The sequence below is a fragment of the Arthrobacter sp. AG258 genome, from assembly GCF_004364695.1.
Lineage (GTDB): Bacteria > Actinomycetota > Actinomycetes > Actinomycetales > Micrococcaceae > Arthrobacter.
Window position 1 is genome coordinate 1 of the sequence record NZ_SOBI01000004.1, and the last position, 25,622, is coordinate 25,622.

The window sequence follows — 25,622 nt, forward strand, 5'->3', positions numbered from 1 at the left end:
GGTTGAAGTCTTCGAGGCGGCGGCCCATGCGCAGGGCTGTGGCGCGGTCCCACTGTTGGTTGGCGTCGACCATCAGTGGGACGTCGGGGCCGATGCGGTCCCGGATGCCGGCGACCCGGCGGAGGTCTTCCGTGCTGTCCGGCAGGCCTACTTTGATTTTGATGCCGCCGATGCCTTCCTCGATGGACCGGCTGGCCCGGTCCTTGACTTCTTCGAGGGTGGCGTTGAGGAAGCCGCCGGAGGTGTTGTAGGTCCGCACCGAGTCGCGGTACGAGCCCAGGAGCTTGGCCAGTGGCAGGCCCGCGCGTTTTGCCTTCAGGTCGTACAGGGCGATGTCGACGGCGGCCAGGGCCTGGGTGGCGACGCCGGAGCGGCCCACGGAGGCCCCGGCCCACAGGAGTTTGGTATAGATCCTGGCGATGTCGTTGGGGTCCTCGCCGATCAGGCCCTCGGCGACCTCTTTGGCGTGGGCGTACTGTGCCGGTCCGCCGGCCCGTTTGGAGTAGCTGAAGCCGATGCCCGAATGCCCGAGTTCGGTGGTGATCTCGGCGAACAGGAAGACCACCTCGGTCATGGGCTTCTGCCGGCCGGTAAAGACTTTGGCGTCGCTGATGGGAACAGTAAGCGGCAGGCGTGCGGTGGACAGCTTGACGTGCCGGATCAGATCGACAGTACTCATTGATACTCCTGGGAAAGGGGGCAACGTTACCCCGCTCACATGTAATACAAGCATATAACTTGTATTACAAGATGCGCTGTCACTCCAGTCCCAGGCTTTGACGATCTACTGGGTTCCAATGGGGGCCGGGTCCTCCCAGGCCAGGCACCCTCGACGACACGGTGGCGAGCAGCCGAGGGAGCCCCCTATTTCCAGTAGGTGGAGATGCAGGCGAGGGGATCGCCCGATTTCGTCTCCGCCGTGCCGTTGTAGCCGGTCAAGAGCGCCGCCTTCCGTTCGTCTGCCGAGCCGTGCGGGGCCGTTCCGCCGGGGAGTGTGTCGCCAATGGACTCCAGGCCGGCAATGGCTTCTTCGTAGTCACCTGGCTCCAGCAGCCCTTCGTAATAGGCGGTGGCCATCCAATTGCCTGCGAAGCAGTCGGCTATGAGTTCAACATTTTTTCCTTGCGGTGCGGCCGATATTGGCGATTCCGGATGCAATTTGTTGTAACCCAGCTGGATCGCATTCTGAACGTGGTGGCCGAACTCGTGGGCCACAAGGATGGCGGCAGCAAAGTCACCCTTGGTCTTGCTGTTGCGTTCGAAGACGTCCCCTGTCCACATCTTCTGGAAGGTCGTGACGGGGAGAATAATTGTCCCGTCATGTTGGCTGTCGCTGTCCTTGGGGCAGTAATAAGAGTTCGGATGATCACTGGTGAGGGGCACGGTGAAGCATTTGCTCGTGGTTGTCGTATTTGGCTCGATGAGGATGAAGTATACGGACGGTTGAGGCAGGCCAACTGAAGGGAACCACTTCGCCCATTGGTTTCCTACATCGTCCATAACGAAATTCAGGTACTGCTCCACGGTGTACGAGTAGTCGCTACCCGGGATGACCTGGCTTTGCGGAGGCGCAGCACCGAGCGGTGCATCACCCAATGGGTCGCTCTCGATGCAATGGCCCGGGTTAAGCCTGTCGGTGCTTGAGCAACTGACAGTTGCTGTGGCGGTTGGCGTTTGAGCCGTGGGGGTGACGGTTTGCCTTTGCGCTGTAGGGGTGGCGGCCGGCGTGGGAGTTTCAAATTGCGGTTGGGCCGTGATGGTCGCTGGGATCGTTGCAGAATCCGTTGTGGGAGCGGCAGAGGTTGCTGGGCCGGCGGGTGGCCCTTGGTTGGCAGGTGTGGCGGGCTGCGAACTGCAGCCGGATATGACCAGGGCAAAAAATGCGGTCATCGAGAGAAACTTTGCGATTTTGCGGGGGAGCGAATTCATTGTTGCCTCCTGGCAATTAATGACGAGCTGAATTCGGTGGGGAGCCCCTGCACTCCCTGCGGCGGATGGGAAAACCTGGATATTGGGGCCATGAAAGGCCGCGTTTGGGTCCGCCAATTCTAAGGATCATTTAGCGCGTATAGCTATTGTCCCGCCTCCCTAATCTGTTTTGGGGGAGTTAACTGGAGATCTCCGTACAATTCCGGGTTTGACACGCGGGCGGAGTCCTGACAGGCGCCGATACCTACAACAGCCCTGTCTCGAAGCATCAGCCCATCGGGAATGAACACCGCCTGGCGCTTCTCGGGCACGCCGAAGACGGCCGTCTCTCCAGGGCGCCGTCGGCGGGGTGGTAACCGTGATGAAATAACGGCATCCGCGCCGGCGTTTCTTCAATGAGTGGGAGTACGGCCAGGAGGCGCCAATGACCAGGATCCAGGTCATCATGGGAACAACCAGGACGGGCCGCTTCAGCGAACGTGTCGCCCCTTGGGTGCAGCAGCGGCTGCGGGAGCACGGGTTGGACGTGGAACTGCTGGATCTCCGCGACTATCCGCTGCCGTTCTTCGACCAAAAACCGCCGTCCGTCACCGGGCGTGACTACCCAACCGAGGCAATCGCGGCGCTGGGCCGCAAACTTGATGAAGCGGACGGGTTCGTCATCATGAGTGGTGAATACAACCACGGCTACCCCGCAGTGTTGAAGAACGCCATCGATCACACCTTCATCGAGTGGCAGCGCAAACCTGTTGGCTTCGTCGGCTGGGGCGGCGTAGGGGGAGCCCGGGTGATCGAACAACTCCGACTGGTGGCCGTGGAACTTGACATGGCAGCCATCCGCCAGGCCGTGCACATCCTGCCTGACGTCATACGCCCGGCACTGAAATCCAAAGACCCTGCTGACTTCAGCGTCTTCGAGCCTATCGAGCCCCGGCTCAAAGCTCTCGCCGAAGGGCTCAAGTGGTGGGCCGAAACCCTCGCCAAAGGCCGCGCCATCGACTACGAATGACGGGCTTGCCGCACCCGTGACACGGGTCGTCGTCGGTGACGACGACATGCCTGGGCACCAGAACCGCCGCCTTCGAGACCGCCTGGTTAAAGCGCAAACCCCGCATGTCGACCTACCGGGTTTATTTGCCGCGTTCTGTGAACTCATCATCGAGTTCGTAGTGGCGGAATTCCGTTTCGGGATCCGATTCGCCCGTAGTGACGATTTCATGATCGAGCTGTCGCTGGATCCTGCTGTCCAGTACCTGAACATCGTTATCGGTCATCACTTCCAGATCCTCCGGGAAGTCGTCGTCCGGGGTGAGGCGCAGCTTGTCCGTCATCTCTTGGCCATCCTTCAGGTACTGTCCCGATTAATCGTGTGTGGATCAGTGTACTGGGGCCTGGCCGCAGGGCGCGCGGGTGTCCAGAGCGTCTCGACCCACCGGCCTGCGGATGGAACTCCCGGACCGACATCCGCGGCGTCGATCTGCTGACGACGAGGCGAGGTCACAGGTGTGCGTGCTTCAGGGTGCCGTCTCATAGCCGATGAGCCAGTGGAGCCCGTGGCGGTCGATGACCTGGCCGTCCGCCGCGCCCCATGGCTTCGGGCCAAGGGGGTCGACCACCCTGCCGCCCAAGGCGAGCTTGTCGAACCACTGGTGAAGAACGGCAGGTACGGCGGTTCCCAGCAGCGAGAGCATCAGCCCCTCAGATTGGACAGCATTCTCGCCGGTGGCCGCGTCCGCCCCGGCCACGGCGACCGGGCCTGAGAGGACGCCGTGGGCTATGGCATCCGGTGGTCCGTCATTCCGGCTGAACTCCCGGTACGTGAACAAGGAGAGTTCGCCGCCGAAAACGTCCGCGTAGAAACCAAGTGCTTCACGCGCCGTGCCGGGGAACATGACATAGATTTGCGGCGCCGTCATGGCCCACAGCGTACACGGCGTTTCTTGCCCAGGGGAGCGAGAACACGGTGTCTGGGCGGATGTTGCCGGGGGACCGCGGGTCCGACGAGTGTGGCAGGCACCACGGGCGCCGTTGCGCGCGGCAGCGGTGGTTCGAAGCTAGCGTGGAATGACCCCCAGCGATCCAGAGGACCATGAAAACCGCCCTTCTGCCTTCCAAAGCCCTAACGGCCGCCGTTGTCTTGCTGCTGGGTGGGTCATTAGCAGGATGTGACGCCACAGCCCACGCCTTCGACGACGGCCAGCCTGGCCCAGGCATCGCTCCAGGAGCAACTGTGCATGCCGAAGCTTCCGTTGACGCCGCGAGAGCTCTCGCCCAACTGGAAACCATCCAAGTAAAAGGTCGGGCGCCCAAGACCGGCTATACCCGCGATGAGTTCGGGCCGGCGTGGGCGGACGTCGACCACAACGGTTGTGATACCCGCAATGACATTCTTGGGCGTGATCTCCTGGACAAGACTTTCAAGCCCGGCACCAATGGCTGTGTCGTTGCCAGCGGCACCTTGGCCGACAAGTACACCGGCACGAGGATCGGCTTCGTCCGCGGCCAGGACACGAGTTCCAGGGTCCAGATCGACCATATCGTTCCACTCAGTGATGCATGGCAGAAAGGTGCACAGCAGCTCAGTGAAGAGCGGCGCAAGGAATTCGCCAACGACCCGCTTAACCTCATGGCTGCGGACGGACCGACCAACGCCGCCAAGGGTGGCAGCGACGCGGCAACGTGGCTGCCGCCGAACAAAGCCTTCCGTTGCGACTACGTCGCCCGCCAGACTACCGTCAAGGCCAAGTACAGCCTCTGGGTCACTCCGGCCGAGCATGATTCCATCGCCCGCACCCTTAAGGACTGCAATTAGAGGAGGTGCCTGCGTCGCCCGTCCTCTGATTCCTGGTTAGAGCCCGCATATGAGGCTGCGAACGCCCAATGGAAAGTAGTTGCCGATTTGGAAACTACTTGTTTAGATGGACAGACATTCAACTGAGCCAGGAGTTTCCGTGACAAACCATCCAACCCCGGAGCAAGCCCGTGAGCAGCTCTCTGCCGTCCAGGCCCGCAGCATCACCTCAGAGCGGGACCGTTCGGTCCACGCCCTGGCAACGGCTGTGTTCGGTGCTACCACGGCCTTTTACATGGCGAGTCAGAATATCCTCGCTGGCGGCATGGCCCATGCCGTGAAGACCGTTGCCTTCATTGCCTTGTGGCTGCTCGTTGCCTGGTGGATCGAACGGGCAGCGAAAACGGTCCCTCGAAGGGCGAGGTTGTGGTCAAGGACAGGCATTGCAGGATCCTTCGTCCTGTCCTTGATCGCCGTTCTGCCCTGGCTCAACCATGCGTCCCAATCCGCCGACAACACGTGGCCCATGGTCGCTCTGGGCGCCGTCCTCGCCGCCGCCCCAGCCTTGGTGGCCGCTGCAGCTATCCGTTGGATCTCCAGGTGAGCAGTGCCGGCCAGCATGCCCGGCACAGGCTGGATGAGCACATTCACGCACCCGTCCGGTTCAGTATCGTTGCCGCCTTGGCGCAGGTCGACGAAGCCGAGTTCGCCCACGTCCGCGACACGATAGAGGTGACGGCCCCGGTGCTCTCCAAGCAGGCTGCCCAACTCGAAGCTGTCGGCTACATCAAAATCCGAAAAGGCTACGTCGGAAAACGCCCGCGGACCTGGCTCTCCCTCACGCCTGCCGGGCGGACTGCCTACCAGCACCACCTCGAAGCGCTCCGGTCCATCGCCGCAGGACTGTAGGGGCCCCTGCCTGGTACGCGACAGTGCGGGACGGTCAAGCAGGCACCGGAGCAGCCTGCCGCACGATCGCCAGGGTTTGCGCGACGGCAGCCACGCGCTGCTCCACGTTTGATTGTGGCGGGGCCGCCACCTTGATGGCCCGGAAGCCTGTCTCGCGCGGGGAGCCGGCAGCCCGCAGGCACTCCTGAATCCGACCAGCGGTCAGGAGTGAGCCTGGTTCAAGCAGTCCATCTGGATGGACGCTGAGGCTGGGATCGCCAGATGGTGCGGCAGGCGGTACGTGGACATCGGCCCAGGCCGGACCGTACTTCGTGTCGATGCTGGAGCATCCGGAAAGCACAACCCCGCCCAGAATTCCGCGGTCTCGAAGGTAGGTTATGTGTTCGCGCCCGGCTTCTGGGCGTCGCTGTTCGATCACCGACCGCCCCCAGTTGACGACCATGCCGAAAGAATGACCTGTGGCCTCGCGCGCCCACTGGACCGCTTCTGCCTCCGCTTCCAGGCTGAGGAAGCCTTTTGCCGGTGCTTGGCCAGGCATCAGGGCGTCGCAGTGTTCCAGTACCAGGCGGGCGCCGCCCGTGTCCTGGCCGGCCAGCTCGGTCAGCGACGCTTCAAGTGCGGCGGCCGACGCGGCATCTTCAATGGCTGTCGGGGCGGCGTGCAACTCGAGGGCGGCAACGGCGGGCCTCCCCACTTGCCGGTTGAGCCGCTTCACGGACTCCAACGCATCCTGGACAAAATCCAGTGCCGACCGACGGCCGGACGCAGACGTCGAGGCAAGGCCGAAGCCAGGGTCAGCCTGGAGCCTGACCATGGTGCCGGGGATCGTCGTGACCACGAAGCGTGCGGCCTCGGGTAGCTGCTTCAGGAACCATGACTCGTCCTCTTTGTGCAGCTTTCCGGTGAAGGGTATTTCCAGTCCGGCCACGCCATCCAGGGCCAGGACGGAGGCCAGGAACTTTCCTTCAGCCACGGGATCCCATCCCAAGAGGCTGGGCGCGGCCGCGTAGGCCCCAATGAAGTAGGGGTCTCCCTTCGGGCTTGTCAAAGGCATCAAGGTCTCCATTGGTTTGTGGCCGTCAACGGCTGACGGGCTCACGTGTTTGCAGCATCGCCAGTTCGTGGCGGCGGGGGAGCCCTTCCCAGTCGCCGGAGACGAGGCACGCGAAGGCGCCTGTTGCGGTGGCAGTCGCGAGTCTGGTCCGGGGTCCGCTGCCCATGATGAGTTCGGCAAGGTATCCGGCGACGAATGCGTCGCCGGCACCTACAGTGTCCACGGCGTCGACGGACACTGCCTCCTGGCGGAATATCGTGCCGTCGATAACGGCCAGCGCGCCGTCCGCGCCCAGCTTGATGACGGCCTGGCTTGGACCCAGTGCAGTGATTCGCCGGGCCAGCTCGTCCGGGTCGCCGGCGCCGACCGCGATGGCGGCTTCATCGTCGCCCGCGAACACGACGTCGGCGAGCGGGATGATGTCCTGGTAGACACGCTGTGCAGCTTCGGGTGACCAGAGGGTTCTGCGATAGTTCAGGTCAAAGGAGACCTTTACGTGGTGGGCACGGGCTACGTCCACGGCGTATTTGAGCGTCGCTTCCGCACGGGGGGATAGCGCGGGCGTGATGCCGGTGACGTGCAGCAGGGCAGCTCCTGACACGAGTTGTTCGTCGATGTCCTCCGGCTCGATTCTGGATCCGGCGCTGCCGGACCGGTAGTAGCTGACGCGTTGGGTGGCGGGAGTCCGGCGTTCCTTGATCATCAGCCCGGTAGGGGCGGAAGGGTCGACGGCGGCCCTGACGTCAACGCCTTCGGCGCGGATTTCCCGCTCCACCATGACGCCGAGTGAGTCAGCGCCCACGCGTCCGCACCAGACAGCGTGCACGCCGAGTCGTTGGAGCCCGATGGCGACATTGGATTCCGAGCCGCCGATGCCCAGGCTCAGGGTGGCTGCGTGGGCGAGTGGCCCCACCTGGTCGGTGCGCATCAGCGCCATGGTTTCGCCGAAGGTGACCACGTAAGGCGCGCCGTTCATTGGGCTGCTCCAAGCTGGGCCGCAGTCTGGTCCACCAGGGCGCGGACGCGCCGGGCCCGGGACGTCAGTTCCTGGAGGTCGCCGCCCTTGAAGGCATCACCCAGCAGTGGACCTCCAAGGCTGACAGCCAGTGCTCCTGCCCGGATCCAGGCGGGGACGTCGTCGATGTCCACACCGCCGGAAGGTATGACCTGGAGGTCAGGGAACGGGCCGCGCAGCTGGGGGACGTATCCTGCACCCACGGTGGAAGCCGGGAAGACCTTGACGGCGGTGGCGCCCAGCTTCCATCCGGCATGGAGCTCGGTGGGAGTCAGGCCTCCCGGGTAGACGGGGACACCTCGGCGGACGCAGGCTGTGATGATGGCCGGATCGGTGACGGGGGTGACGATGTACGCCGCGCCAAGGTCCATGGCCGTTTCTGCTTCGTCGGCTGCGGTGACGGTTCCGACGCCGAGTTCGAGGGCGCTGCCGAACCTCTGCTGCAGGCGGGGCAGCTCGTCCCAGACTCCCGGGGTGCTCAGGGTCAGCTCGATGCTCAGCACTCCGCCGTTCTGGAGTGCTTCGATGACGGGAGCATAGTCGGAGGCGTGGCCTGCACGGAGGACGGCCACAACCCGGGTTGCGCCGAGGATAGCGGATGGATGCGGGCGCTGAAGCGTGGGTTGGTCATCGAGGCGCTGCATTGAAGGTCCTTCTGGTGGGGTGTGCGGGGGTGACGTGCCCGACGGCGGCGCGTGCCGCCGTCGCGCACGTCACGGGGCTCATTTGGCGTGCTGGGCGGTGGTTGTGTTGGCAGCTTCAGCGGTTGCGGCCGTAAGGATTTCGCTGTGGTGCCGGGCGTCTTCGGGGTCGGTGAGGTCGCGGTTGAGTGTTTCGGGCGTGAGCCGGGTGGCGATGAAGCTGACCACCATGGTCAGCGACATGTAGATGGCGACCGGGATCCAGGAATTGCTGAAGAGTCCCAGCAGTCCGGCGCAGATCATCGGCGCGACACCGCCGCCGATGATGGACGAGAACTCGCGTCCCAGGGTGACACCGGCGTAGCGGTAGCGGCTGCCGAAGATTTCGGGGAAGTAGCTCATGTGGACGCCGACGACACCCTGGCAGGCAAGCATGAAGCCCACGATGATTACCAGGACGATGGCCACGGGGGACCCGGTGGTGAGGAGCATGAAGGCCGGTGCCGGGAAGAGGATCAGTGCCCCGGTAATGAGCGAGACGACGCGCCGGCGGCCGATTTTGTCGGACAGTATCCCGAAGGACACGGCTGCGACGCCGCCGCACAGTGCGCCGATGAGGAGGACCGGGGGAATGAACTTGGGGTCGGTCCCGACGACGGTGATCAGGTAGGAGGCCATGAACACCTGAATGGTGTACGACTGCGTGCTGACGCCGAGGTTCATGAGGATGACGCGCAGGACGTTGGCCTTGCCGTTCTTGGCGACTTCCTTCAACGGGGCCGGCGGTACGGTGCGGGCCTGCTTGATTTCTTCGAAGACGGGGGACTCGTCGAGCTTGCGCCGGATGACCAGGGCGGCGATGGTGACGAAAATGCTGGAGAGGAAGACAAGCCGCCAGCCCCAGGTCAGCATGTCGTTCGGAGCGAGGGACTGGGCCGCAATCCACACGAGTGCCCCGAGGGCAGTGCCGGCGGCAGCGCCAACCATGATGAGGGAGGCGAGCTTCCCGCGGGTGCCGGGGGCAGCAGACTCGGTGAGCAGGGTTGCGCCACCGGACTGTTCGGCACCGGCGCCGAAGCCTTGGGCTGCGCGGCAGACGCAGAGCAGGACGGGAGCCAGAATGCCGATCTGGTCGAATGTCGGCAGCAATCCTATGGCCAGGGTGGCGCCGCCCATCAGGAGCAGGGTAACCACCAGGACCCATTTGCGGCCGAGCCGGTCGCCGAAGTGCGAGAAGAAGATGCCGCCGAGGGGGCGGAACAGGAAGCCGACGGCGAAGGTGGTGAAGCTTGCGATCAGGGCCGCCGCAGGGGAGACGTTGGGGAAGAACAGTTTGCTGAAGACGAGGGCGGAGGCGGTGCCGTAGATGACGAAGTCATACAGTTCGAGCGTTGTGCCGATGAGGCCGGCGACGGCGGCCTTCCGGACTTTGCTTTGGTCAACGTTTCCCGGAGGGATGTGCGCTGCTGTGGTCATTTCCATACTCCTTTGAATGGACGTCCTGCTGTGCTTTTGGTGGTGCTGGATCAGTAGGTGATGAGGACTTTGAGGTTGGTCGGGTCAACCACCGGTGCCATGAGGGCGGCCGCGGCATTTTCGAGCGTGTAGGTGCTGGTGACGATGGACTGCAGGTCCACGGCGCCGGATGCCGCGAGGTCGATCGCGGTGGGGAATGCGTTGGCGTAGCGGAAGGCGGTGACGAGGTCGATTTCGTAGCGCTGGAGGAAGCCGAGCGGGATTCCGTCCACCGTGGGTTTGGCCTGGCCGACGACGGTGGCGCGGCTTGCCGGTGCCAGGGTCTGGATGCCGTCGGCGAGGGCCCTGGTGTTCCCGGAGCATTCGATCAGCCGGTCCATCCCTGAAAGGTCCAGTGGTGTGGTGGCGGTGTTGATGGTGCGGGTGGCGCCGAATTTGGTGGCGACGGCGAGACGGTCGTCGTTCACATCCGTCACGACGATATCGGCGGCGCCTTGGGCTGCCGCGACCTGCGCGACGAGGAGGCCGATGGGTCCGGCGCCCGTAATCAGGACACGGTGGCCTTTGTGGACCTGTGCCCGCTCGACGGCCCAGACGGCGACGGCGAGTGGTTCGATTGCCGCGCCGATTTCTGCCGGGATGGTGTCCGGAAGGGGGTGCACGGCGGCTTCGGGGACCACGACGTGGCGGGCGAAGAGCCCGTGGGCGGGTGGGGAACCGAGGCAGGTGCCGGTGGGGCAGACGTTGTAGCGTCCGGACAGGCAGGTGGGACATTCACGGCACGGCAGGGCGGGTTCGATGACTACCGGGGTGCCGGTGGAGATGGTGGCCTGCGAACCCGCGGCGATGACGACGCCGGCGCCTTCGTGTCCCAGGACCGTGGGCTGCCGCAGTACGTTGGTGCCGTTGCGCCCCTCCGCGAAGTAGTGCATGTCGGATCCGCAGATCCCGCCGGAGCGCATTTCGACCAGGAGGTCTTTCGGGCCCAGGGGCGCCAGCGGTTTGTGCTCGATGCGCAGGTCGCGGGCGCCGTGCAGTACGGCGGCCTGGGTGCCGGTGGGAAGGGCGGGCGTATTCGTTTCGGGGATGGCTTGGGTGGTCATGGCGTGCTCCGCATGATTTGGAGGGTCGGGGCTGGAGTGAGGGAAACGGGTGGTCCGGCGTCTGCGATGGCGGCCAGCGGTCCCGATGAGTGAATGATGTCGATGAACTCACCGGTGCGCAGGATGAACCCCTCGCGTCCGGCCAGTTCCTCGCCGAGGAGGTGGTGGTCCCCGATGACCTTGCAGGCGAGGTCGCGGCCAGAGCGGGATCCTGCTGCGAGTCCGGCCAGCATCCCGCGGGCCGGGTCCTCCATGGCGTGGGCCTGTGGTCCGGGATCGAAGCCGGGCATCGGGGCGATGCATGCGAGATACGCGGCGGTGGTGAGGGCCAGGAGGTGGGGCATCGCGCCCTCGTCGAGCATCTGCAGCGCCGGCAGCGGGATTCGCTGGCGGAGTTTGACGGATCCGTCGGATCCCACCTGGCTGGTGCGGTGGCCAAGGGCCGTGTTGCGCCAGCGGGTGAAGAGCTCTTCCTCGTAGGCGTCCACGTCGACGTCGCGTGGCACCGCGACGCTGGGCAGGTACTCGTTGCGCAGCACCGAGCGGGCAGCCATTTCGATGGACGGGTGCGCGACGGATTCGGGGATGGTGGGGGCGCCGGACAGGGCTCCGAGGTAGGCGATCAGTGAGTGCGTGCCGTTGAGCAGGCGGACTTTCAGCTGCTCGTAGGCGCCTACCTCGTTGGAGAACACCGCCCCGCCGGCCTCCCAGGTGGGCCGCCCGGCGATGAAGTTGTCCTCGACGATCCACATGCTGAACGGCTCAGCCGGGACCGGGATCCTGTCGGTGTAGCCGCGCTGGGATGCCACCAGCCTCCGGTAGTGGTCCGTGGTGGCAGGCACGATGCGGTCAACCATGGAGGAAGGGAAGCTGGTGCGGCTGTCAATGTAGGCCAGGGCCTCGGAGGCTTCCGCGGGCGGGAGCAGGGAGGCGAATTCGCGGACCAGTCGCTGGGTGTGATGGCCGTTGTCGGCCAGGTTGTCACAGCTGAGGATGGTCACTGTCTCGCCATGGGTCCTGGACCGGTGCTGCAGGCCGCGGACGATCTGCCCGACAGGAGTCCGGGGTGACTCGGGATGGACCAGATCGTGCTGGATCGCCGGATCCTTGTGGTTGAGCGCGCCGGTGGCGGGGGTGTAGTTGTAGCCGTTCTCCGTGACGGTAAGGGACACGATCCGGGTACCGGAGCCGCCGATGGCCTTTACTACCCGGTCCGGGTTGGCGGCTGCCGTGAAGGCATCCGTGTGGACCCGGGGCACCGAGTAGGTGGCGCCCGCCGGGGAGGTTTCCACCACGGTGTAGAGCATGTCCTGGGCGTGCATGGCATCGGGGATGGTGGTGGAGCGGCTGGCAACCCCGATGATGCCCCAGTCACCGCCGTGGGCGGCGACGGCGGCGTCGGTGTAAACGGCCTGGTGTGCGCGGTGGAAGTTGCCGAGGCCCAGGTGGACAATCCCGGGAGCCGGTGCTGCCGGCCGCCGCAGGATTCCGGGGGTGGCCGCGGACAGCGGGGGAATGGAGGTCATGGCTACCAGTCCTTCATGGAGCCGTCGAGCTCACGGGCGATGGGCAGGTAGGCCTGTTTATAGGGGAACCGGGCTGCCGCGGCCTCGTCCACCTGCACGCCGAGGCCGGGTTCTTCCCCGGGGTGAAGGTAGCCGTCCTCGAACCGGAAGCTGGACTGGAAAACTTCCGACACCAGCGGGTCGTAGCCCATGTATTCCTGGATCGCGAAGTTGCTGGTGGCAAGGCCCAGGTGCAGCGAGGCAGACAGGTTGATGGGCGAGACATCGGAGGGGCCGTGCGGGGCCCCCTTGATCTGGTACACCTCGGCCAGCGCCAGGATCTTGCGGACGTGGGAGATGCCTCCGGCATGGACGACGGCAGTGCGGATGAAGTCGATGAGCCGCTCCGTGATGAGGTGCTCACAGTCCCAGATGGTGTTGAAGACTTCGCCGATGGCCAAGGGGACGGTGGTCTGCTGGCGCAGGGTGCGCAGGAGACGCTGGTTTTCGGCCGGGGTGACGTCTTCGAGCCAGAATAGGTCCACGTCTTCCAGGGAACGGGCCAGCCGGGCGGCTTCGGTGGGGTTGAGCCGGTGGTGGACGTCGTGGAGCAGTTTGAGCTCGGGGCCGACGTGCTCGCGGACAGCCGACAGCACTTTCGGGGCGTGACGGAGGTAGGCCGAAGTGTCCCAGTCCTCTTCGGCCGGTCCGGCTCCGCGTCCGGCCGGTTCATAGCTGGCGGCACCTTTGGTAACGCCGTAGACCTTGTCCAGGCCGGGGACGCCGGACTGGGCGCGCACAGCCCGGAAGCCCTGGTCGCGGCGCTGGTCGATCGAATCGAGGAGTTCCGGGAGGTCCCAGCCCGTGGCGTGGGTGTAGGCGAGGATCTTGTCGCGGGCGGCGCCGCCGAGGAGTTGGTAGACGGGGACGCCGAGGGCTTTGCCTTTGATGTCCCAGAGGGCGAGGTCGATCGCACCGATGGCAGCCATGGTGACCGGTCCCCGGCGCCAATAGGCGCCACGATAGAAGTACTGCCAGGTGTCTTCGATGCGGTCGGCGTCGCGTCCGAGCAGCGCGGGGGCGAGGTGGTCCCGGAGGTAGCTGGCGACGGAGAGTTCGCGGCCGTTAAGTGTGGCGTCTCCCCAGCCGGTCAGCCCGTCGTCGGTGGTGATTTTAAGGGTGACGAAGTTGCGGCTTGGGCTGGTGACGAGGACGTCGACGTCGACGATTTTTCGGGTCATTTGGTGATCACGGCATTCTTCAGTGGCAGGTTCGCGGAGAGGCGGGTGATGTTTTCGGCGATTTCAAGGGCACGGCCGCGGAAGGTTTCGGCCGTGACGCCGGAGGAGTGCGGGGTCATGATGACGTTGTCGAGCCGGTCGAACGGCAGGGCCGATGGCATGGCGCGCCCGTCGCGACCGGGGTACTGGTACCAAACGTCGACGGCAGCTCCGGATATCCTGCGGTCCTTGAGGGCTTCGTAGAGCGCGGCTTCGTCAATAACAGGACCGCGGGCAACGTTGACCACCTGTCCCCTGGGGCCAAGGTTGTTCAGTTCCTCCGCGCCGACCAGGGCTGTTGTTTCTGCGCTGAGCGGGATGCTGATGAGGAGAATGTCGGATTCGCTAAGGGCTTCGTTGAGGCGGTCGGTGGTCCCGGCCCAGCGGAGGTTGTTTTTCTCCGGATCAACGCTGCCGCTGCGGGTAATCGCGATGCCTTCAGCCCCGAAGGCCTGGAGCAGTTTCCACGCGGCGCTCCCGATATGGCCAAAGCCAAGGAACGTAACAACCGCTCCGCGGAGTGTCTCCGGTTGCGGGATGTCCTGCGAATATACAGAGGAGGCCCAGATACCGCTGCGGAGGGCCGCGTCCTGGCCCAGCAGGTTCCGACGGAGTGCGACCAATGCGGCGGCGATGTACTCGGCGATGGAGCCTTCATGGTGGAAGGTGTTGGCGCACACCGCGCCGTCCGGCAGGGCGTCGGCCTCGATACCGTCGTAGCCCGCCCCGGCGACATGGACCAGGCGGAGGTCGGGGGATTGGGCGCCCATGGCAGCGGTGAACTTGGGTCCCACATAGACGTCAGCGTCTTTAAGGTCTGTCAGGACCGAGTGCTCATTCCAGCTGTCGTGCCAGGACGTGAGGGCACCGGCCGGGAGTGCCGCCTCCAAAGTCGCCCTTTGGGGCATCAGATTCGGGTCTGCGATGACAATTCTCATGGTTACTTTCCTTGAAAGGCGTGGTCCGCGTTGCGTGCGGCGAAGGTGGAGCCGCGGACGATGAGTTGTGAGCTGAGGTGCACAGCCTCAGTAGTGGAGGGCTTGCCGGCGATCTGTTCGAGGAGGAGTTCGAGGGCCAATGAGCCGCTTCGGCCAATCGGAACGCGCACGGACGTAAGGCCGGGCTCCGCGGCTGCGGCGATGTCGAGGTCATCGATGCCCACGACACTGATGTCTTCGGGGCAGTGGTACCCGAGGGTACGGGCTCCGGCAAGCATGCCGATCGCCACCAGGTCGTTATAGGCGATTACCGCGGTGGCACCGCTGGCGACGACCGACGCTGCGGCGGCGAGGCCGCCGTCGACCGTGGCATTCTGGTTGCCGACGGTCACCAGTTCAATTCCCCAGTCGTTGCAGAAACGGCTGATGGCTGTGTGGCGTTGCCCGTTCGCCCAGGACGAGGCAGGGCCGGGTATGTAGGCGATTTTACGGTGGCCGAGTGCGTGAAGGTGTTCCACGGCCTGGCGGAGGCCTTCGCCCGCTTCCATCAGCACACGGGCCGCATGGTCGGCTTCACCGTTGATGACCACCAGGGGCGTGTTGCCGGCGAACTGTTGGATTTGGTCCGAAGGGAGACGGGGGGAGCAGAGGATGATGCCGTCGACGCCGGTAGCGAAGGACTCCAGGTGTTCCCGTTCGCGGGTGGAGGACTCAGACGTGTCTGCCAGCACCATCCTGTGCCGTCCGTGCCATGCCTGGTCCTGGATTGATTTGATTAGGGCCGCAAAGACAGCGTTGGAGATGTCAGGAACCACGACACCGAAAGTTCGGCTGCCGGACAGGCCGGGCACGTCGTACCCGAGCTGGACCGCGGCGTCTATAACTTTCCGGCGGGTTTCGGATGCCAACCGACCAGGATCGCTGAATGCCCTCGATGCTGTTGCCAGCGATACGCCCGCGAGCTTTGCGACGTCCGTGAGTTTGGCCGCCATCGGTCCTCCAGTTGCTCCATTGAAACCCTTCCTCACCAGTATGGAAAGACTTGTACAAGGTTGTCAAGAGTTTTCCATGATGTGCGCCACAGAGGATGAGGAGTGTTGTGGAGTGGCCGGCTGCGCGTCTGTCACTGAGCTAACCAGCACGGCGGACGTGGCAGGCCGGGTGTCAGCGGGGGTTTTCGATCGAAACTGACTCCTGGTGTTCAGGAACGCGGACTTTCCAGCCAAGTTGACGCTTGATTCGGACACGGAGAGCGTCAGCGGCGTCCGGCTCCCCGTGCGTGATGTAGGTCATGTCTGGTGCCTGTGGGGCTGCCTGCATCCATTGGAGCAATTCATTGGAGTCCGCGTGCGCGGAGAGGCCTTCCATCTGGATGACTTCTGCTTCGATGTGGACATCCTGCCCGTAGATGCGGAGGTGTTTTCCACCTTCGGCGAGTGCTGCGCCGCGCGTGCCTCCGGCCTGGTATCCGCTAAGGATGATGGCATTGCGCTTGTCTGGGCCGTAGGCAGCGAGGTGGTGCAGGATCCGGCCGCCCGTGAGCATGCCGCTGGCGGAGATGATGATCATGGGTCCGCCGCGGAGGTTGAGCAGTTTCGATTCGTCCGCGCTGCGGATGGGCTTCGCGACCCTGTACATGGCTTCAAAGTCGTGCTGTGCCAGCCTGTGTTCCTCGCGGTGGCGCTGATACATACCGGAGGCGTCGATGGCCATCGGGCTGTTGAGGTATATGGGGATGGCGGGAATCGCATGCCGGGCCAGGAGGCGGGAGAGGTACAGCAGGACGGTCTCGGCCCGGCCGACGGCGAACGCGGCGATCATGATGACTCCATGGCGCTTGGCCACGCGGCTGATGATTTCGCCGAGTTCAGCTTCCGGGTTTCCTCCTGGGTGTGTCCGGTTGCCGTACGTGGATTCCGTGACAAGGACGTTAGTGGTCCCAAGGTCTCGAGGCGGGTACATCAGGGGGTCGTTCCTGCGTCCCAGATCGCCGGTGAAATGCACGGTGTGGCCTGCGAGTGCGAGGTGTACCTGTGCTGCCCCAAGGATATGCCCGGCCGGAAGGAATGTTGCCTCGATGCCCCCTGGCAGCAGGAAAGGGGAGTCGAAGGTCCGGGTTTGAAAACTGTCCAGCGACCGGACGGCGTCTTCAGCGGTATAGAGGGGCATGGGCGGATGGTGCGTTGACGATTCGGTGCGGTCCGAATACCGGGCTTCCTCCTCCTGGAGATAACCGCTGTCCGGGAGCAGGAGGGAACACAGCTCCGCGGTACCGGGTGTCGAGTAAACAGGACCGCGAAAGCCATCACGTACCAAGGCGGGGATGTAGCCGCTGTGATCCAAATGGGCGTGGGTGAGGACCACCGCATCGACACTCGCCGGGCTGACCTGCAACGGAGTGCGGTTTCGATCACGGAGGACCTTATAGCCTTGGAAAAGTCCGCACTCAACAAGGATCCGGTGATTTTGCGAACGGACCAAGTATCGGGAACCTGTCACCGTGTCCGTAGCGCCCAGGAACTGCAGCGCTGGTGGATGTTGCCCGCTCATACGTGCTCCTGATCCGCCTGGCTGGGTGACTCAACCATGCGCTCGACTCGTTGGCCGTAAAGGGCCACGCAGGGCCCGCCGTCCTTTCAGTAGATACCTGACCTGTGGGCGCCGACAGGGCCTAACGCCCCTGCCTCCGGGGAGGGAATCCTGGGTTCACGCCTGCACTCCGGATCCCTATCCCAAAATTGCGTCCATTTCCCGGCCCGCGATGTCCACGATGCGTTGCATGGCCGCATGTGCCGCCGCGGGTTCGCTGGCGACAACGGCCCGTGCGACTTCGAGGTGCAGGCGCAGCGGCTCTGGTTCGGGCCGGTCGGGCATCAGCCCGTGGTGGGTCCGGCCGGTCAGGACCTCTCCGATCGCCGATTCCAGGTTGAGCAGCATCTCGTTGCCGGACGCTTTGAGGATCAACGCGTGGAATTGGATGTCCAGGGGAAGAAAGGCTTCGAGGTCGCCGGCTTCGGCCGTGACTTCAAGTCCTGCCGCGAGTTCAAGCAGCAGGCGGCCGTCCTCCGCCGCTATCCGCGTGGCAGCGAGTTTTGCGGCCAGCGGTTCGACGGCGGAGCGGAGCTCAGTCAGTGACCGAAGCTGGGCTGCCCTGCCTGAACCATTCAGCCGCCACCTGACCACGAGCGGATCGAAAACGTTCCATTCGGATTGGGGGCGGATGGATACGCCCACGCTGCGGCGGGAGGTCACCATTCCCAGCGTTTCCAGGACGCGCAGGCCTTCGCGGAGCACGGATCGCGTGACGTCGTACTGCTGCTCCATGTCTTCGGAGCGGAGCACCAATCCGGTGGCCAGCTTGCCGGACGTAATGTCACTCCCGAGCCGCTCGACGATCGCAGAATGCCTGCTGACGTGCCGGGCGGTCCCTGGTTGATCAGTCATCGCAGCGTCCCCCTTTGGGCCGGAGGCACGTCAATTTGCTGGCAGCGCCGCCGGGTTCCATAAATCGTATTTAGTGTGTACGGTGATCCACAGCATATTTGGCGGTCCGGTCAAAAACAAACAGATCCCGGTTCCGCCCCAACCCAAGGAAACCCATGACACCCCTCCTCCTTCCTGCGGCAGCGCAGCCCTGGAACGGCCACGACACCCAACTCGTGGTGGTCGCCGCGATCGGCATCGCCCTCATCGTGCTGCTGATCGTCAAATTCAAGCTTCATCCCTTCCTGTCACTGGTGCTCGGCTCGGCCTTTGTCGGGCTGGCGTCAGGCGTCGGCTTGGACAAGGTCATCAGCAACTTCGAAGACGGCGTGGGCAACACCCTGAAGGAAGTGGGCCTGCTGATTGCCCTGGGCGCGATGCTGGGCAAACTGCTTGCCGATTCCGGCGGGGCAAACCGCGTGGTGGACACCTTGCTTGGCAAGGTCTCCCCGAAGCTCCTGCCGTGGGCCATGGCCCTGGTGGCGGTGATCATCGGTCTGCCGATGTTCTTCGAGATCGGCCTGGTCCTCCTGTTGCCGGTCATCGTGCTGGTCGCCCAGCGGTCCGGCGGAAAGCTGATGCGCGTCGCCATTCCAGCCCTTGCCGGCCTTTCCGTGCTCCACGGACTGGTCCCGCCGCACCCCGGCCCCCTGGTTGCCATTTCCAGCCTGAACGCCCCGCTCGGCATCACACTTGCCCTCGGCCTCCTGATCGCCATCCCCACCGTCATTATCTGCGGACCCCTTTTCGCGATCTACGCCGCCCGCTGGGTCCCCGTCGACGCACCGAAGCTGGCCGGCGGTGTCGACACCGAACACACGCAGGCGGACCCGGACGCCAAACGCCAGCCGTCCTTCCTCGTGACCCTGCTGACCATCGTCTTCCCTGTTGTGCTCATGCTCCTCAAGGCCATCGTTGACATCATTTCCCCGGACGCCAAGAACCCCAGCGCGGCACGCGTGTTCTTCGACTTCATCGGTGAACCGCTCGTCGCCATGACCCTCGCCGTGCTCCTGGCCCTGGTGACCTTCGGCTACGCCGTCGGCTTCTCCGGCAACAAGATCGGCGGCAAGATCGGTGCCTCCGTGGGACCGATCGCCGCGGTGATCCTCATCGTCGGCGCCGGCGGCGGGTTCAAGCAGACACTGATCGGCGCCGGCGTCGGAGACGCCGTCGCGAAATGGGCCACCGGTGCGAACATCTCGGTGCTGGTCCTCGGGTTCCTCATCGCCGTGGCCATGCGGCTGGCCACGGGTTCGGCCACGGTGGCAACCGTCACGGCGGCCGGCATCGTCGCCCCCTTGGCCACGTCCCTTTCCCCGGCGCACGCAGGCCTGTTGGCACTCGCGGTGGGTGCAGGATCGCTGTTCCTCTCCCACGTCAACGACGCCGGATTCTGGCTGGTCAAGGAACTCTTCGGCCTGACCGTGGGCCAGACCTTCAAGACCTGGTCAGTGATGGAGACGCTGATCTCGCTCGTCGGCTTCGGCCTGGTGATGCTTCTTTCCGTGGTGATTCCATGACGCAGGATCCAGTGCCCGCACCAGGGCAGGACCAACAGCCCGTCCTCGTCATCATGGGTGTCTCAGGTTCCGGCAAGTCCACGGTGGCAGGCATCCTCGCCGGCCAGCTTGGTTGGGACCTTGAGGAGGGCGACGATCTCCATTCACCTGAGAACATCGAAAAGATGGCGTCCGGCATCCCGCTGACCGATGACGACCGTTGGCCCTGGCTCGACACGATCGCCTCCTGGATCATCGAACACACCATGGCCGGGATACCAGGCATCATTACCTGCTCAGCGTTGAAGAAGATCTACCGTGACCGGCTCCGTGAGAAGAACGTCGTCTTTGTGCATCTGTCTGGCTCCAAGGAACAGATCGCACGGCGCCTGACGAGCCGCATGGACCACTACATGCCGGCCACCCTGCTGGATTCACAGATCGCCACCCTGGAACCTCCGGGACCGGAGGAAAATACCGTCGTCATCGACGTGGGCCGCACTCCCGCAGAGGAAGCAGCCGAAATCGTCCGCCGTTTGGGCCTTTCCCCTGCCGCAGGCTCCTCGGCCCTCGGCCACCCCAGGCCGGGCACGTCATCCGCCGGCACGTCCGCTGCCGGAAGCGACGGCTAGGGCCACCTCAGGAGTGGCCACAAAATGCAGCGCGCCAATGGCGCGCTGCATTTTTCTTTGCCCGGAATCTATCCGCCGCATTTCGGGTAGTTTCCTATCGCGTTCTCGGGGTACATCTTCACGCCGCATCTCGTGATGGTCCACCTGTTGAAGGCCCGGGTGTTTCAGTGCTCCCGGTCAGCAGTCGTCGACAATCTTGCCGAGGACACCGCCGATGGCGCCGCCGACGGCCGCGCCGCCCGGCCCCCCGAAGTACCCTCCGATGATGGCTCCCGCCCCGGCCAGGGTCCCTTGCCAGTTGCCGCCTGATTTTTTGTAGACGACTGTGGTCTGTCCACCGGAACTGGTTGGCACGTAGGAGCCCATGGCGCCGGATGCATAGGACAGCGCCACGGGGGTGGCGTTGCCGCGGACCAAGAGCTCTTCGTACGCCTTCTTGACCTCGGTGTGGGCCGCGGCAGCGTCGTGTTTGCCGCCCGTGACGGCGTATCCCAGTTCACAGATGCGCGTCAGCACGGGCAGCTCCGATTCGGTGACGAACTGAAGCTCAAGGAGTTTGTTGAGGACGATCTTGTCGGCCTTGAGACGGTCGCCGCCTGCCTCGGCCATGATCCTCTTGACTTCCCTCCCCGCGGCGCTTTGCATCTCGCTGACGCCGATCCCAAGGAGAGGTTCGAAAGTGGTCATTGGAACGCCTTTCTGCTGGATGGTGTGTACGCGGGCACCCGCGTTCTCGCAGTTTGCTCCCGCCGCGCGCTCGATGGAAGACCGCACTTAAAGTCCCCGGCGCCGGACCAGGGTGACTTCCCGGCGGGCACCGCATGCCGGGACCGGCCGCCTCAAGGGGCCGCCCTGGACTGGCACCGCGGGGAGGTTCAGGCTCCGCCCGTCGCCTGGACCTGCCGCAGGATCTCGTCCACCACGTCATGGAGCGGCGCGGTGGCGTCGATGGCGATGCCGCCAGGCGGGATGTCCTCCCGTGTCCTGTGCAGCTGCTCAATCAGTGCCCGCTCCGCCGGCCGCCCACCCCATTCCTCATCGGGGCGCCCGTCAAGCCGCCGTTTCAGCGTCTCCAGGTCCACCTCCAAGACGAAGACGCCGTCAAACAGGTGGATGAACTTTCCGAGGTTTCTTGAACCGCCGCAGAAAAAGGTCACTGCCTCACTCCGGTCCGAGGCGAGGGCTTCCACGTCGCCCACCCGCCAGAGGTGGTGATGATGCGCAGCGGCGCCGGTGATGCCCGCCTGTGGTTCGCCGGTTTCCGGATCACCCTGGTAGGCCAGCTCCCGGTCGCCATTGATGGCTTGGAAGCCGCGCCGCCGCAACTCGTTGCATACGGCGGTCTTTCCGGTCCCTGAACCACCTTCCACCAGGTAATTCCTTCTGCCCATGCCTGATGGTACCCAGCCGTCAACCGGCTGCGGCCGGAAATGGTTTGATTGGTCAGTGCTCCGTTTCAAACGCTACCTGGTTCTCTGCCTCTTCCTGGTGGGCGTTATGACCGCGTTCTCGTTCTGGGCCATCGGGCAGCCGGGCGCTGACGCACACGGGGCCTTTTCGCCGCCGCCCCGGGCGGCCGTAAAGATGGATGCGTTGTCCGCCGGCATGACGACGGCGGTGAAGGTGACCAGGACCCCGGACGGTGGGTGGCTCGCGCAGGCGGCCGCGCAGACCGGGATCCCCGCTACCGTGCTGCGCGTGTATGTTGCCGCAGCTGCTGCTGCCAACGATTCCAATCCTGGCTGCGGGATCGGCTGGAACACGGTGGCGGCCGTGGGCTTCGTCGAATCGGCGCACGGAACTTACGGCGGCGGGAGCCTGGACAAGGACGGTCACGCAACGGGCCCCATTGTGGGCCCAAGCCTCAACGGCGCCGGCTTCGCCGCCATCCCTGACACGGACGGCGGTGCCCTGGATGGTGACGCCCGCTGGGACCATGCCGTTGGACCGATGCAGTTCATCCCTTCCACCTGGAAGATGGCGGGCCTGGACGGAAACGGCGACGGCCTGGCGGATCCGTTCAACCTGGACGACGCCGCCCTCACCGCCGCGACGTACCTGTGCGGCCACGGCCGCGACCTGACCACAGCGCAGGGGTGGACTAATGCCATCTACTCGTACAACCAGTCAGATGCCTACATCCGGCAGGTGCGCGCCCAGGCCACTGCCTATGCCGCGAAGACGGGCACGGCCGAGTAGCACAGAATTAAGGGCGTGGTTAGACACCTGCCAGGGCAATCCGCCACACCCGCACGGCAGGTAGTCTGGGCGCGTGGACTTCTCCTGCGAACTCGCCAACGGCATCGTGCTCCGTCCCGTCCACCTGTCTGACGCCGCGCCGCTGGCCGCCGCGTTCCAGGCCAACCGCGCTTACCTCGCACCGTGGGAACCGGTCAGGCCCGAGGAGTTCTACACGGTCCAGGGCCAGCATGACGTCCTCACCCGGCGGGTGAAGGACCTCGACGACGGCACCGCACTCCCGATGGTCCTCGTGGCGGACAAGGCAGTGGTCGGCCTGCTGACCCTGAGCTCGATCGTCCGCGGCGCCTTCCAAAACGCCCACGTGGGTTACTGGACCGCACAGGACGCCCAAGGGGGAGGGCTCATGACGTCGGCGCTGGCCGCGGCGATGATCATTGCCAAGGCCCAACTCGGCCTGCACCGCCTCGAGGCGGCCACGCTCCTGCACAACACGGCATCGCAACGGGTGCTGGAGAAGAACGGCTTCGAGGCGTACGGCACCGCCCGGGCCTACCTGCGGATCGCCGGCCAGTGGCAGGACCACCGCATGTACCAGCGCATCCTTTAAGAGCGCCGTACCGCGGCAGCCGCTGCCGCTTTGAGACGCGGGGAGCCTACTTTTCGTCCGGCCCAAGGTCCGGGCCGGACACGAACTGCGCTGCGCGGGTGGCGCTGCCTTGCAGTTCGAGAATGGCGAGTTCGTTGCTGCCGGCCCGGATCAGGGGCCCTGGCACGTAGAGAGTGCGCTGCGGCCCGCGGCTCCAGTAACGGCCCAGGTTGAAGCCGTTGATGAAGGCGTTGCCCTTGGTCCATCCGTCCAGCCGCAAATACCGGTCGCCGGGAGCGTCGGCCGTGAAGGTGGCGAAGGAGACGGAAGGTCCGGCCACGCCGCCGGAGCCGTGCGGCGCACCGCCCCCGGAACCGGGCAGCGGCACTGCAGCGGCCCGGAAAGCCGCAAGGGACGAAAGGTCCACACGCCGGATGGTCCAGTCCGCAAGCTCAACGCCATTCAGCAGCGCCGGCCCGATCAGGCCCTTGGCTTCGCCGATCCTTGGCCCGTAGTTGACCCGGCCCTGGTCTTCGACCAGGATCTGCAGTTTCCCACCTGACGGCAGGACGATGGTGCGCTCGCCGAGTTCGCGGGCCAGGACACCCGCCGGGATGCCGTCCAGGAAGAACTGGGCGCGGTCTCGCACGTCGCTGAAGGTGAGGACTCCGGCGTCGGGCATGTGCCGTTCGTAGAGGACGAACCCCCGGTACTGGCCGGTGGCCTCGCCCGGTGGCACGGGGCCGGGGACCGCTGCGGCGGGCAGGGCGCCGGCAACGTCCAGCAGCGCGGCGCTCGACCCCACAACCACCGCCGCCTCGGCAGCGGCCGGGCGCCGCGAAGGGACCTCCGGAGGAACGGGGAAATGTTTGGCTATGACCTCGCGGAACGCAAAGTACTTGTCGGTGGGGTATCCGTCCTCGGACAGCGGGGCGTCATAGTCGTAGGAGGTGATGGTGGGTTCGTAGATGCCTTTGTCGTTCGCGCCGTTGGTGAATCCGAAGTTCGTGCCGCCGTGGAACATGTAGATATTCACCGACGCCCCGGCGGACAGCAAGGTGTCCAGCTCGGCGGCGGACGCGGCGGCGTCCGTGGTGTGGTGGTGCGTTCCCCAGGTGTCGAACCAGCCGTTCCAGAACTCTGCACACATGAGCGGGCCGTCCGCCTGCCGTTCCCGCAGGAACGCAAGCCGCTCGGCGGCGCGGGAACCAAAAGTGCCGGTCTTGTGCAGCCCTGGCAGTGAGCCGTCCTCGATCATGGTCCCGAACGGCTGGTCGCAGGTAAAAAGGGGAACGTCCACGCCTGCCCGCCTTGCGACGTCCACCAGGTGTTGCAGGTACGCCTTGTCCGAGCCGTATGCGCCGTACTCGTTCTCGATCTGGAACAGGATGACCGGCCCGCCGCGGGTGGCCTGCCGCTCCGCGACGATGGGCAGCAGGTTCTCCATGAAACCATCCACCGCCGCCAGGTAACGGGGTTCGCTGCTGCGGATACCGATGGAGGGATCGGTGAAAAGCCACGCCGGCAGTCCGCCGTTGTCCCATTCCGCGCAGATATACGGCCCCGGCCGCACGATGGCCCGCATTCCTTCCGCGTCTGCCAGGTCCAGGAACCGGGCAAGGTCCAGGCCGCCGCCGGTCCGGAACACTCCGGGAGCGGGGGAGTGCTCGTTCCACGGCACGTACGTTTCGATGGTGTTCAGGCCCATCAGCCGCGCCTTGCGGATCCGGTCTGCCCAAAGGTCCGGGTGGACGCGGAAGTAGTGGATGGCCCCGGAGAGGATGCGGAACGGCTCCCCGTCCAGCAGGAAGTCGCGGCTGCCGATGGCAAAGGTGTGCACGGAGGGAATCCTAGGAAGTACGCAGGACGGAAGAGTAGGCATAGGCGGCGTTGCTCCAAGCCACAAACAGCAGCGGTGCCGGTGCCAGGGCCACGCCCAGGACCGGTTGCAGCACGGCCGCGGAGGCAATGATCCCCAGCAGCACCAGCATGGCCAGGCTCAGGTACCAGCGCTGGACGGACAGGTAGAGGGACGCCTTGAGCAGGCTTTTCAGCCCGCTGCCGGGAAGGAGTACGACGCCGGCAATCGCCATCACGGCCACGCTCACGGTCATCGCGGCGGCCACCACGATCACGGGCACCAGGAGTGCGGCGGCCGGCATGGACTGCACGATCGCCAGGTCCACGCCAAGGAAGAGCAGTACCGCCACGGCCGCGACTCCGAGCAGGGCCGCCCGACGGAAACCGCGCCGGTAGCCCCGCAGGAAGGAGGCCACCGGCTTGGCCGCGGCGCCGTCGTCGCGCAATGCCTGGAAGGAGGCGAAGAGTCCGGCGAGCGACGGCGCAACGGTGACGCACAGCGCCAGGAAGAAAGGCCATGCCGCGGCCGGATCCGCCACCAGGGCAAGGCACAGCACCAGCGGGGCGTTGGCGAGCGCCACGAGCACATTACCGGCCAGGAAGGTGTAGATGAAGCCGAAAATGCTGCCGAACGCGTCGAACCCGGGGCTGGGGATGCGCCCGGCCAGGCCGCGCCGCGGGGGCCCACCCGGCCGGGACGTGTGGTCCTGCGCCAC

The 25,622-nt window shown here is 65.1% G+C and carries 27 protein-coding genes; 8 read left to right on the forward strand and 19 right to left on the reverse strand.

Annotated elements, in window-relative coordinates; genetic code table 11:
* Together DFO47_RS09215 and DFO47_RS09220 are read right to left on the reverse strand one after the other, a co-directional pair.
* On the reverse strand, positions 1-679 hold a 679-nt coding region (locus DFO47_RS09215; protein WP_133831467.1), incomplete at its 3' end, for a mandelate racemase/muconate lactonizing enzyme family protein.
* A gap of 185 nt (positions 680-864) precedes the next feature.
* Positions 865-1,929, reverse strand: coding sequence for a neutral zinc metallopeptidase (locus tag DFO47_RS09220; RefSeq protein WP_133831468.1), 1,065 nt, complete (start codon positions 1,927-1,929; stop codon positions 865-867).
* A gap of 424 nt (positions 1,930-2,353) precedes the next feature.
* Here DFO47_RS09220 and DFO47_RS09225 point away from each other — a divergent pair, with 424 nt between their 5' ends.
* Positions 2,354-2,938, forward strand: a complete 585-nt coding sequence (locus tag DFO47_RS09225; RefSeq protein WP_018761173.1) for an NAD(P)H-dependent oxidoreductase — start codon at positions 2,354-2,356, stop codon at positions 2,936-2,938.
* Between the two features lie 121 nt (positions 2,939-3,059).
* Here DFO47_RS09225 and DFO47_RS09230 read toward each other — a convergent pair whose 3' ends face one another.
* Both DFO47_RS09230 and DFO47_RS09235 read right to left on the reverse strand, forming a co-directional pair.
* Positions 3,060-3,260, reverse strand: a complete 201-nt coding sequence (locus DFO47_RS09230) for a hypothetical protein (protein WP_018761174.1) — start codon at positions 3,258-3,260, stop codon at positions 3,060-3,062.
* A gap of 183 nt (positions 3,261-3,443) precedes the next feature.
* Positions 3,444-3,845 (reverse strand): VOC family protein, encoded by a 402-nt coding sequence (locus DFO47_RS09235; RefSeq protein ID WP_018761175.1) that lies wholly within the window; start codon positions 3,843-3,845, stop codon positions 3,444-3,446.
* A gap of 173 nt (positions 3,846-4,018) precedes the next feature.
* Here DFO47_RS09235 and DFO47_RS09240 point away from each other — a divergent pair, with 173 nt between their 5' ends.
* From DFO47_RS09240 to DFO47_RS09250, 3 genes are all read left to right on the forward strand, one after another.
* Positions 4,019-4,741 (forward strand): HNH endonuclease family protein, encoded by a 723-nt coding sequence (locus DFO47_RS09240; protein ID WP_133831469.1) that lies wholly within the window; start codon positions 4,019-4,021, stop codon positions 4,739-4,741.
* A 139-nt stretch (positions 4,742-4,880) separates the two neighbouring features.
* The gene (locus tag DFO47_RS09245) at positions 4,881-5,324 is read left to right on the forward strand and encodes a hypothetical protein (protein ID WP_133831470.1); all 444 of its coding nucleotides are present in this window, start codon (positions 4,881-4,883) and stop codon (positions 5,322-5,324) included.
* On the forward strand, positions 5,321-5,629 hold the full coding sequence (locus DFO47_RS09250) for a transcriptional regulator (RefSeq protein WP_018761178.1): 309 nt from the start codon (positions 5,321-5,323) through the stop codon (positions 5,627-5,629). Before DFO47_RS09245 ends, DFO47_RS09250 begins: the two co-directional genes overlap by 4 nt.
* A 34-nt stretch (positions 5,630-5,663) precedes the next feature.
* Here the strand turns inward: DFO47_RS09250 and DFO47_RS09255 are convergent, their stop codons facing one another.
* From DFO47_RS09255 to DFO47_RS09305, 11 genes are all read right to left on the reverse strand, one after another.
* Positions 5,664-6,683, reverse strand: coding sequence for a DUF4862 family protein (locus DFO47_RS09255; protein WP_166651702.1), 1,020 nt, complete (start codon positions 6,681-6,683; stop codon positions 5,664-5,666).
* 25 nt (positions 6,684-6,708) lie between these two features.
* Entirely contained in the window at positions 6,709-7,659 is a 951-nt protein-coding gene (locus tag DFO47_RS09260; RefSeq protein ID WP_133831472.1) for a sugar kinase, read from the reverse strand.
* Complete coding sequence (locus tag DFO47_RS09265; RefSeq protein ID WP_133831473.1) at positions 7,656-8,342, reverse strand: bifunctional 4-hydroxy-2-oxoglutarate aldolase/2-dehydro-3-deoxy-phosphogluconate aldolase; 687 nt, start codon at positions 8,340-8,342, stop codon at positions 7,656-7,658. Before DFO47_RS09265 ends, DFO47_RS09260 begins: the two co-directional genes overlap by 4 nt.
* Positions 8,343-8,420: 78 nt before the next feature.
* On the reverse strand, positions 8,421-9,815 hold the full coding sequence (locus DFO47_RS09270) for an MFS transporter (RefSeq protein WP_133831474.1): 1,395 nt from the start codon (positions 9,813-9,815) through the stop codon (positions 8,421-8,423).
* A 50-nt stretch (positions 9,816-9,865) separates the two neighbouring features.
* Positions 9,866-10,918, reverse strand: a complete 1,053-nt coding sequence (locus DFO47_RS09275) for an alcohol dehydrogenase catalytic domain-containing protein (protein ID WP_133831475.1) — start codon at positions 10,916-10,918, stop codon at positions 9,866-9,868.
* A complete protein-coding gene (locus tag DFO47_RS09280; protein WP_133831476.1) occupies positions 10,915-12,444 on the reverse strand; it encodes a mannitol dehydrogenase family protein in 1,530 nt (509 codons plus the stop codon). Before DFO47_RS09280 ends, DFO47_RS09275 begins: the two co-directional genes overlap by 4 nt.
* Before the next feature lie 2 nt (positions 12,445-12,446).
* On the reverse strand, positions 12,447-13,664 hold the full coding sequence (manD, locus tag DFO47_RS09285) for a D-mannonate dehydratase ManD (protein WP_133831477.1): 1,218 nt from the start codon (positions 13,662-13,664) through the stop codon (positions 12,447-12,449).
* On the reverse strand, positions 13,661-14,641 hold the full coding sequence (locus DFO47_RS09290) for a 2-hydroxyacid dehydrogenase (RefSeq protein ID WP_133831478.1): 981 nt from the start codon (positions 14,639-14,641) through the stop codon (positions 13,661-13,663). The genes manD and DFO47_RS09290 overlap by 4 nt, the downstream gene beginning before the upstream one ends.
* A 2-nt stretch (positions 14,642-14,643) precedes the next feature.
* Positions 14,644-15,633 carry a LacI family DNA-binding transcriptional regulator gene (locus tag DFO47_RS09295; protein WP_133831479.1) on the reverse strand — a complete coding sequence of 330 codons (990 nt, stop codon included), beginning with the start codon at positions 15,631-15,633 and terminating at the stop codon, positions 14,644-14,646.
* A gap of 172 nt (positions 15,634-15,805) precedes the next feature.
* Positions 15,806-17,191, reverse strand: a complete 1,386-nt coding sequence (locus DFO47_RS09300) for an MBL fold metallo-hydrolase (RefSeq protein ID WP_133831480.1) — start codon at positions 17,189-17,191, stop codon at positions 15,806-15,808.
* Between the two features lie 177 nt (positions 17,192-17,368).
* A complete protein-coding gene (locus tag DFO47_RS09305) occupies positions 17,369-18,085 on the reverse strand; it encodes an FCD domain-containing protein (protein ID WP_109044676.1) in 717 nt (238 codons plus the stop codon).
* Between the two features lie 155 nt (positions 18,086-18,240).
* Here DFO47_RS09305 and DFO47_RS09310 point away from each other — a divergent pair, with 155 nt between their 5' ends.
* Together DFO47_RS09310 and DFO47_RS09315 are read left to right on the forward strand one after the other, a co-directional pair.
* Positions 18,241-19,647 (forward strand): gluconate:H+ symporter, encoded by a 1,407-nt coding sequence (locus tag DFO47_RS09310; protein ID WP_133831481.1) that lies wholly within the window; start codon positions 18,241-18,243, stop codon positions 19,645-19,647.
* Positions 19,644-20,258 carry a gluconokinase gene (locus DFO47_RS09315; protein ID WP_043423874.1) on the forward strand — a complete coding sequence of 205 codons (615 nt, stop codon included), beginning with the start codon at positions 19,644-19,646 and terminating at the stop codon, positions 20,256-20,258. The genes DFO47_RS09310 and DFO47_RS09315 overlap by 4 nt, the downstream gene beginning before the upstream one ends.
* 177 nt (positions 20,259-20,435) lie before the next feature.
* Here DFO47_RS09315 and DFO47_RS09320 read toward each other — a convergent pair whose 3' ends face one another.
* Both DFO47_RS09320 and DFO47_RS09325 read right to left on the reverse strand, forming a co-directional pair.
* The gene (locus DFO47_RS09320) at positions 20,436-20,945 is read right to left on the reverse strand and encodes a hypothetical protein (RefSeq protein ID WP_109044675.1); all 510 of its coding nucleotides are present in this window, start codon (positions 20,943-20,945) and stop codon (positions 20,436-20,438) included.
* Positions 20,946-21,133: 188 nt separating this feature from the next.
* Positions 21,134-21,649, reverse strand: a complete 516-nt coding sequence (locus DFO47_RS09325; RefSeq protein ID WP_109044674.1) for a nucleoside kinase — start codon at positions 21,647-21,649, stop codon at positions 21,134-21,136.
* 55 nt (positions 21,650-21,704) lie between these two features.
* Between DFO47_RS09325 and DFO47_RS09330 the strand changes: the two genes are divergently transcribed.
* Positions 21,705-22,457, forward strand: a complete 753-nt coding sequence (locus tag DFO47_RS09330) for a lytic transglycosylase domain-containing protein (protein WP_133831482.1) — start codon at positions 21,705-21,707, stop codon at positions 22,455-22,457.
* 73 nt (positions 22,458-22,530) lie between these two features.
* A complete protein-coding gene (locus DFO47_RS09335; protein WP_109044672.1) occupies positions 22,531-23,067 on the forward strand; it encodes a GNAT family N-acetyltransferase in 537 nt (178 codons plus the stop codon).
* A gap of 46 nt (positions 23,068-23,113) precedes the next feature.
* Here the strand turns inward: DFO47_RS09335 and DFO47_RS09340 are convergent, their stop codons facing one another.
* Both DFO47_RS09340 and DFO47_RS09345 read right to left on the reverse strand, forming a co-directional pair.
* Positions 23,114-24,886, reverse strand: a complete 1,773-nt coding sequence (locus tag DFO47_RS09340) for a beta-galactosidase family protein (protein ID WP_133831483.1) — start codon at positions 24,884-24,886, stop codon at positions 23,114-23,116.
* 10 nt (positions 24,887-24,896) lie between these two features.
* On the reverse strand, positions 24,897-25,622 hold the full coding sequence (locus DFO47_RS09345) for a DUF624 domain-containing protein (RefSeq protein ID WP_243835426.1): 726 nt from the start codon (positions 25,620-25,622) through the stop codon (positions 24,897-24,899).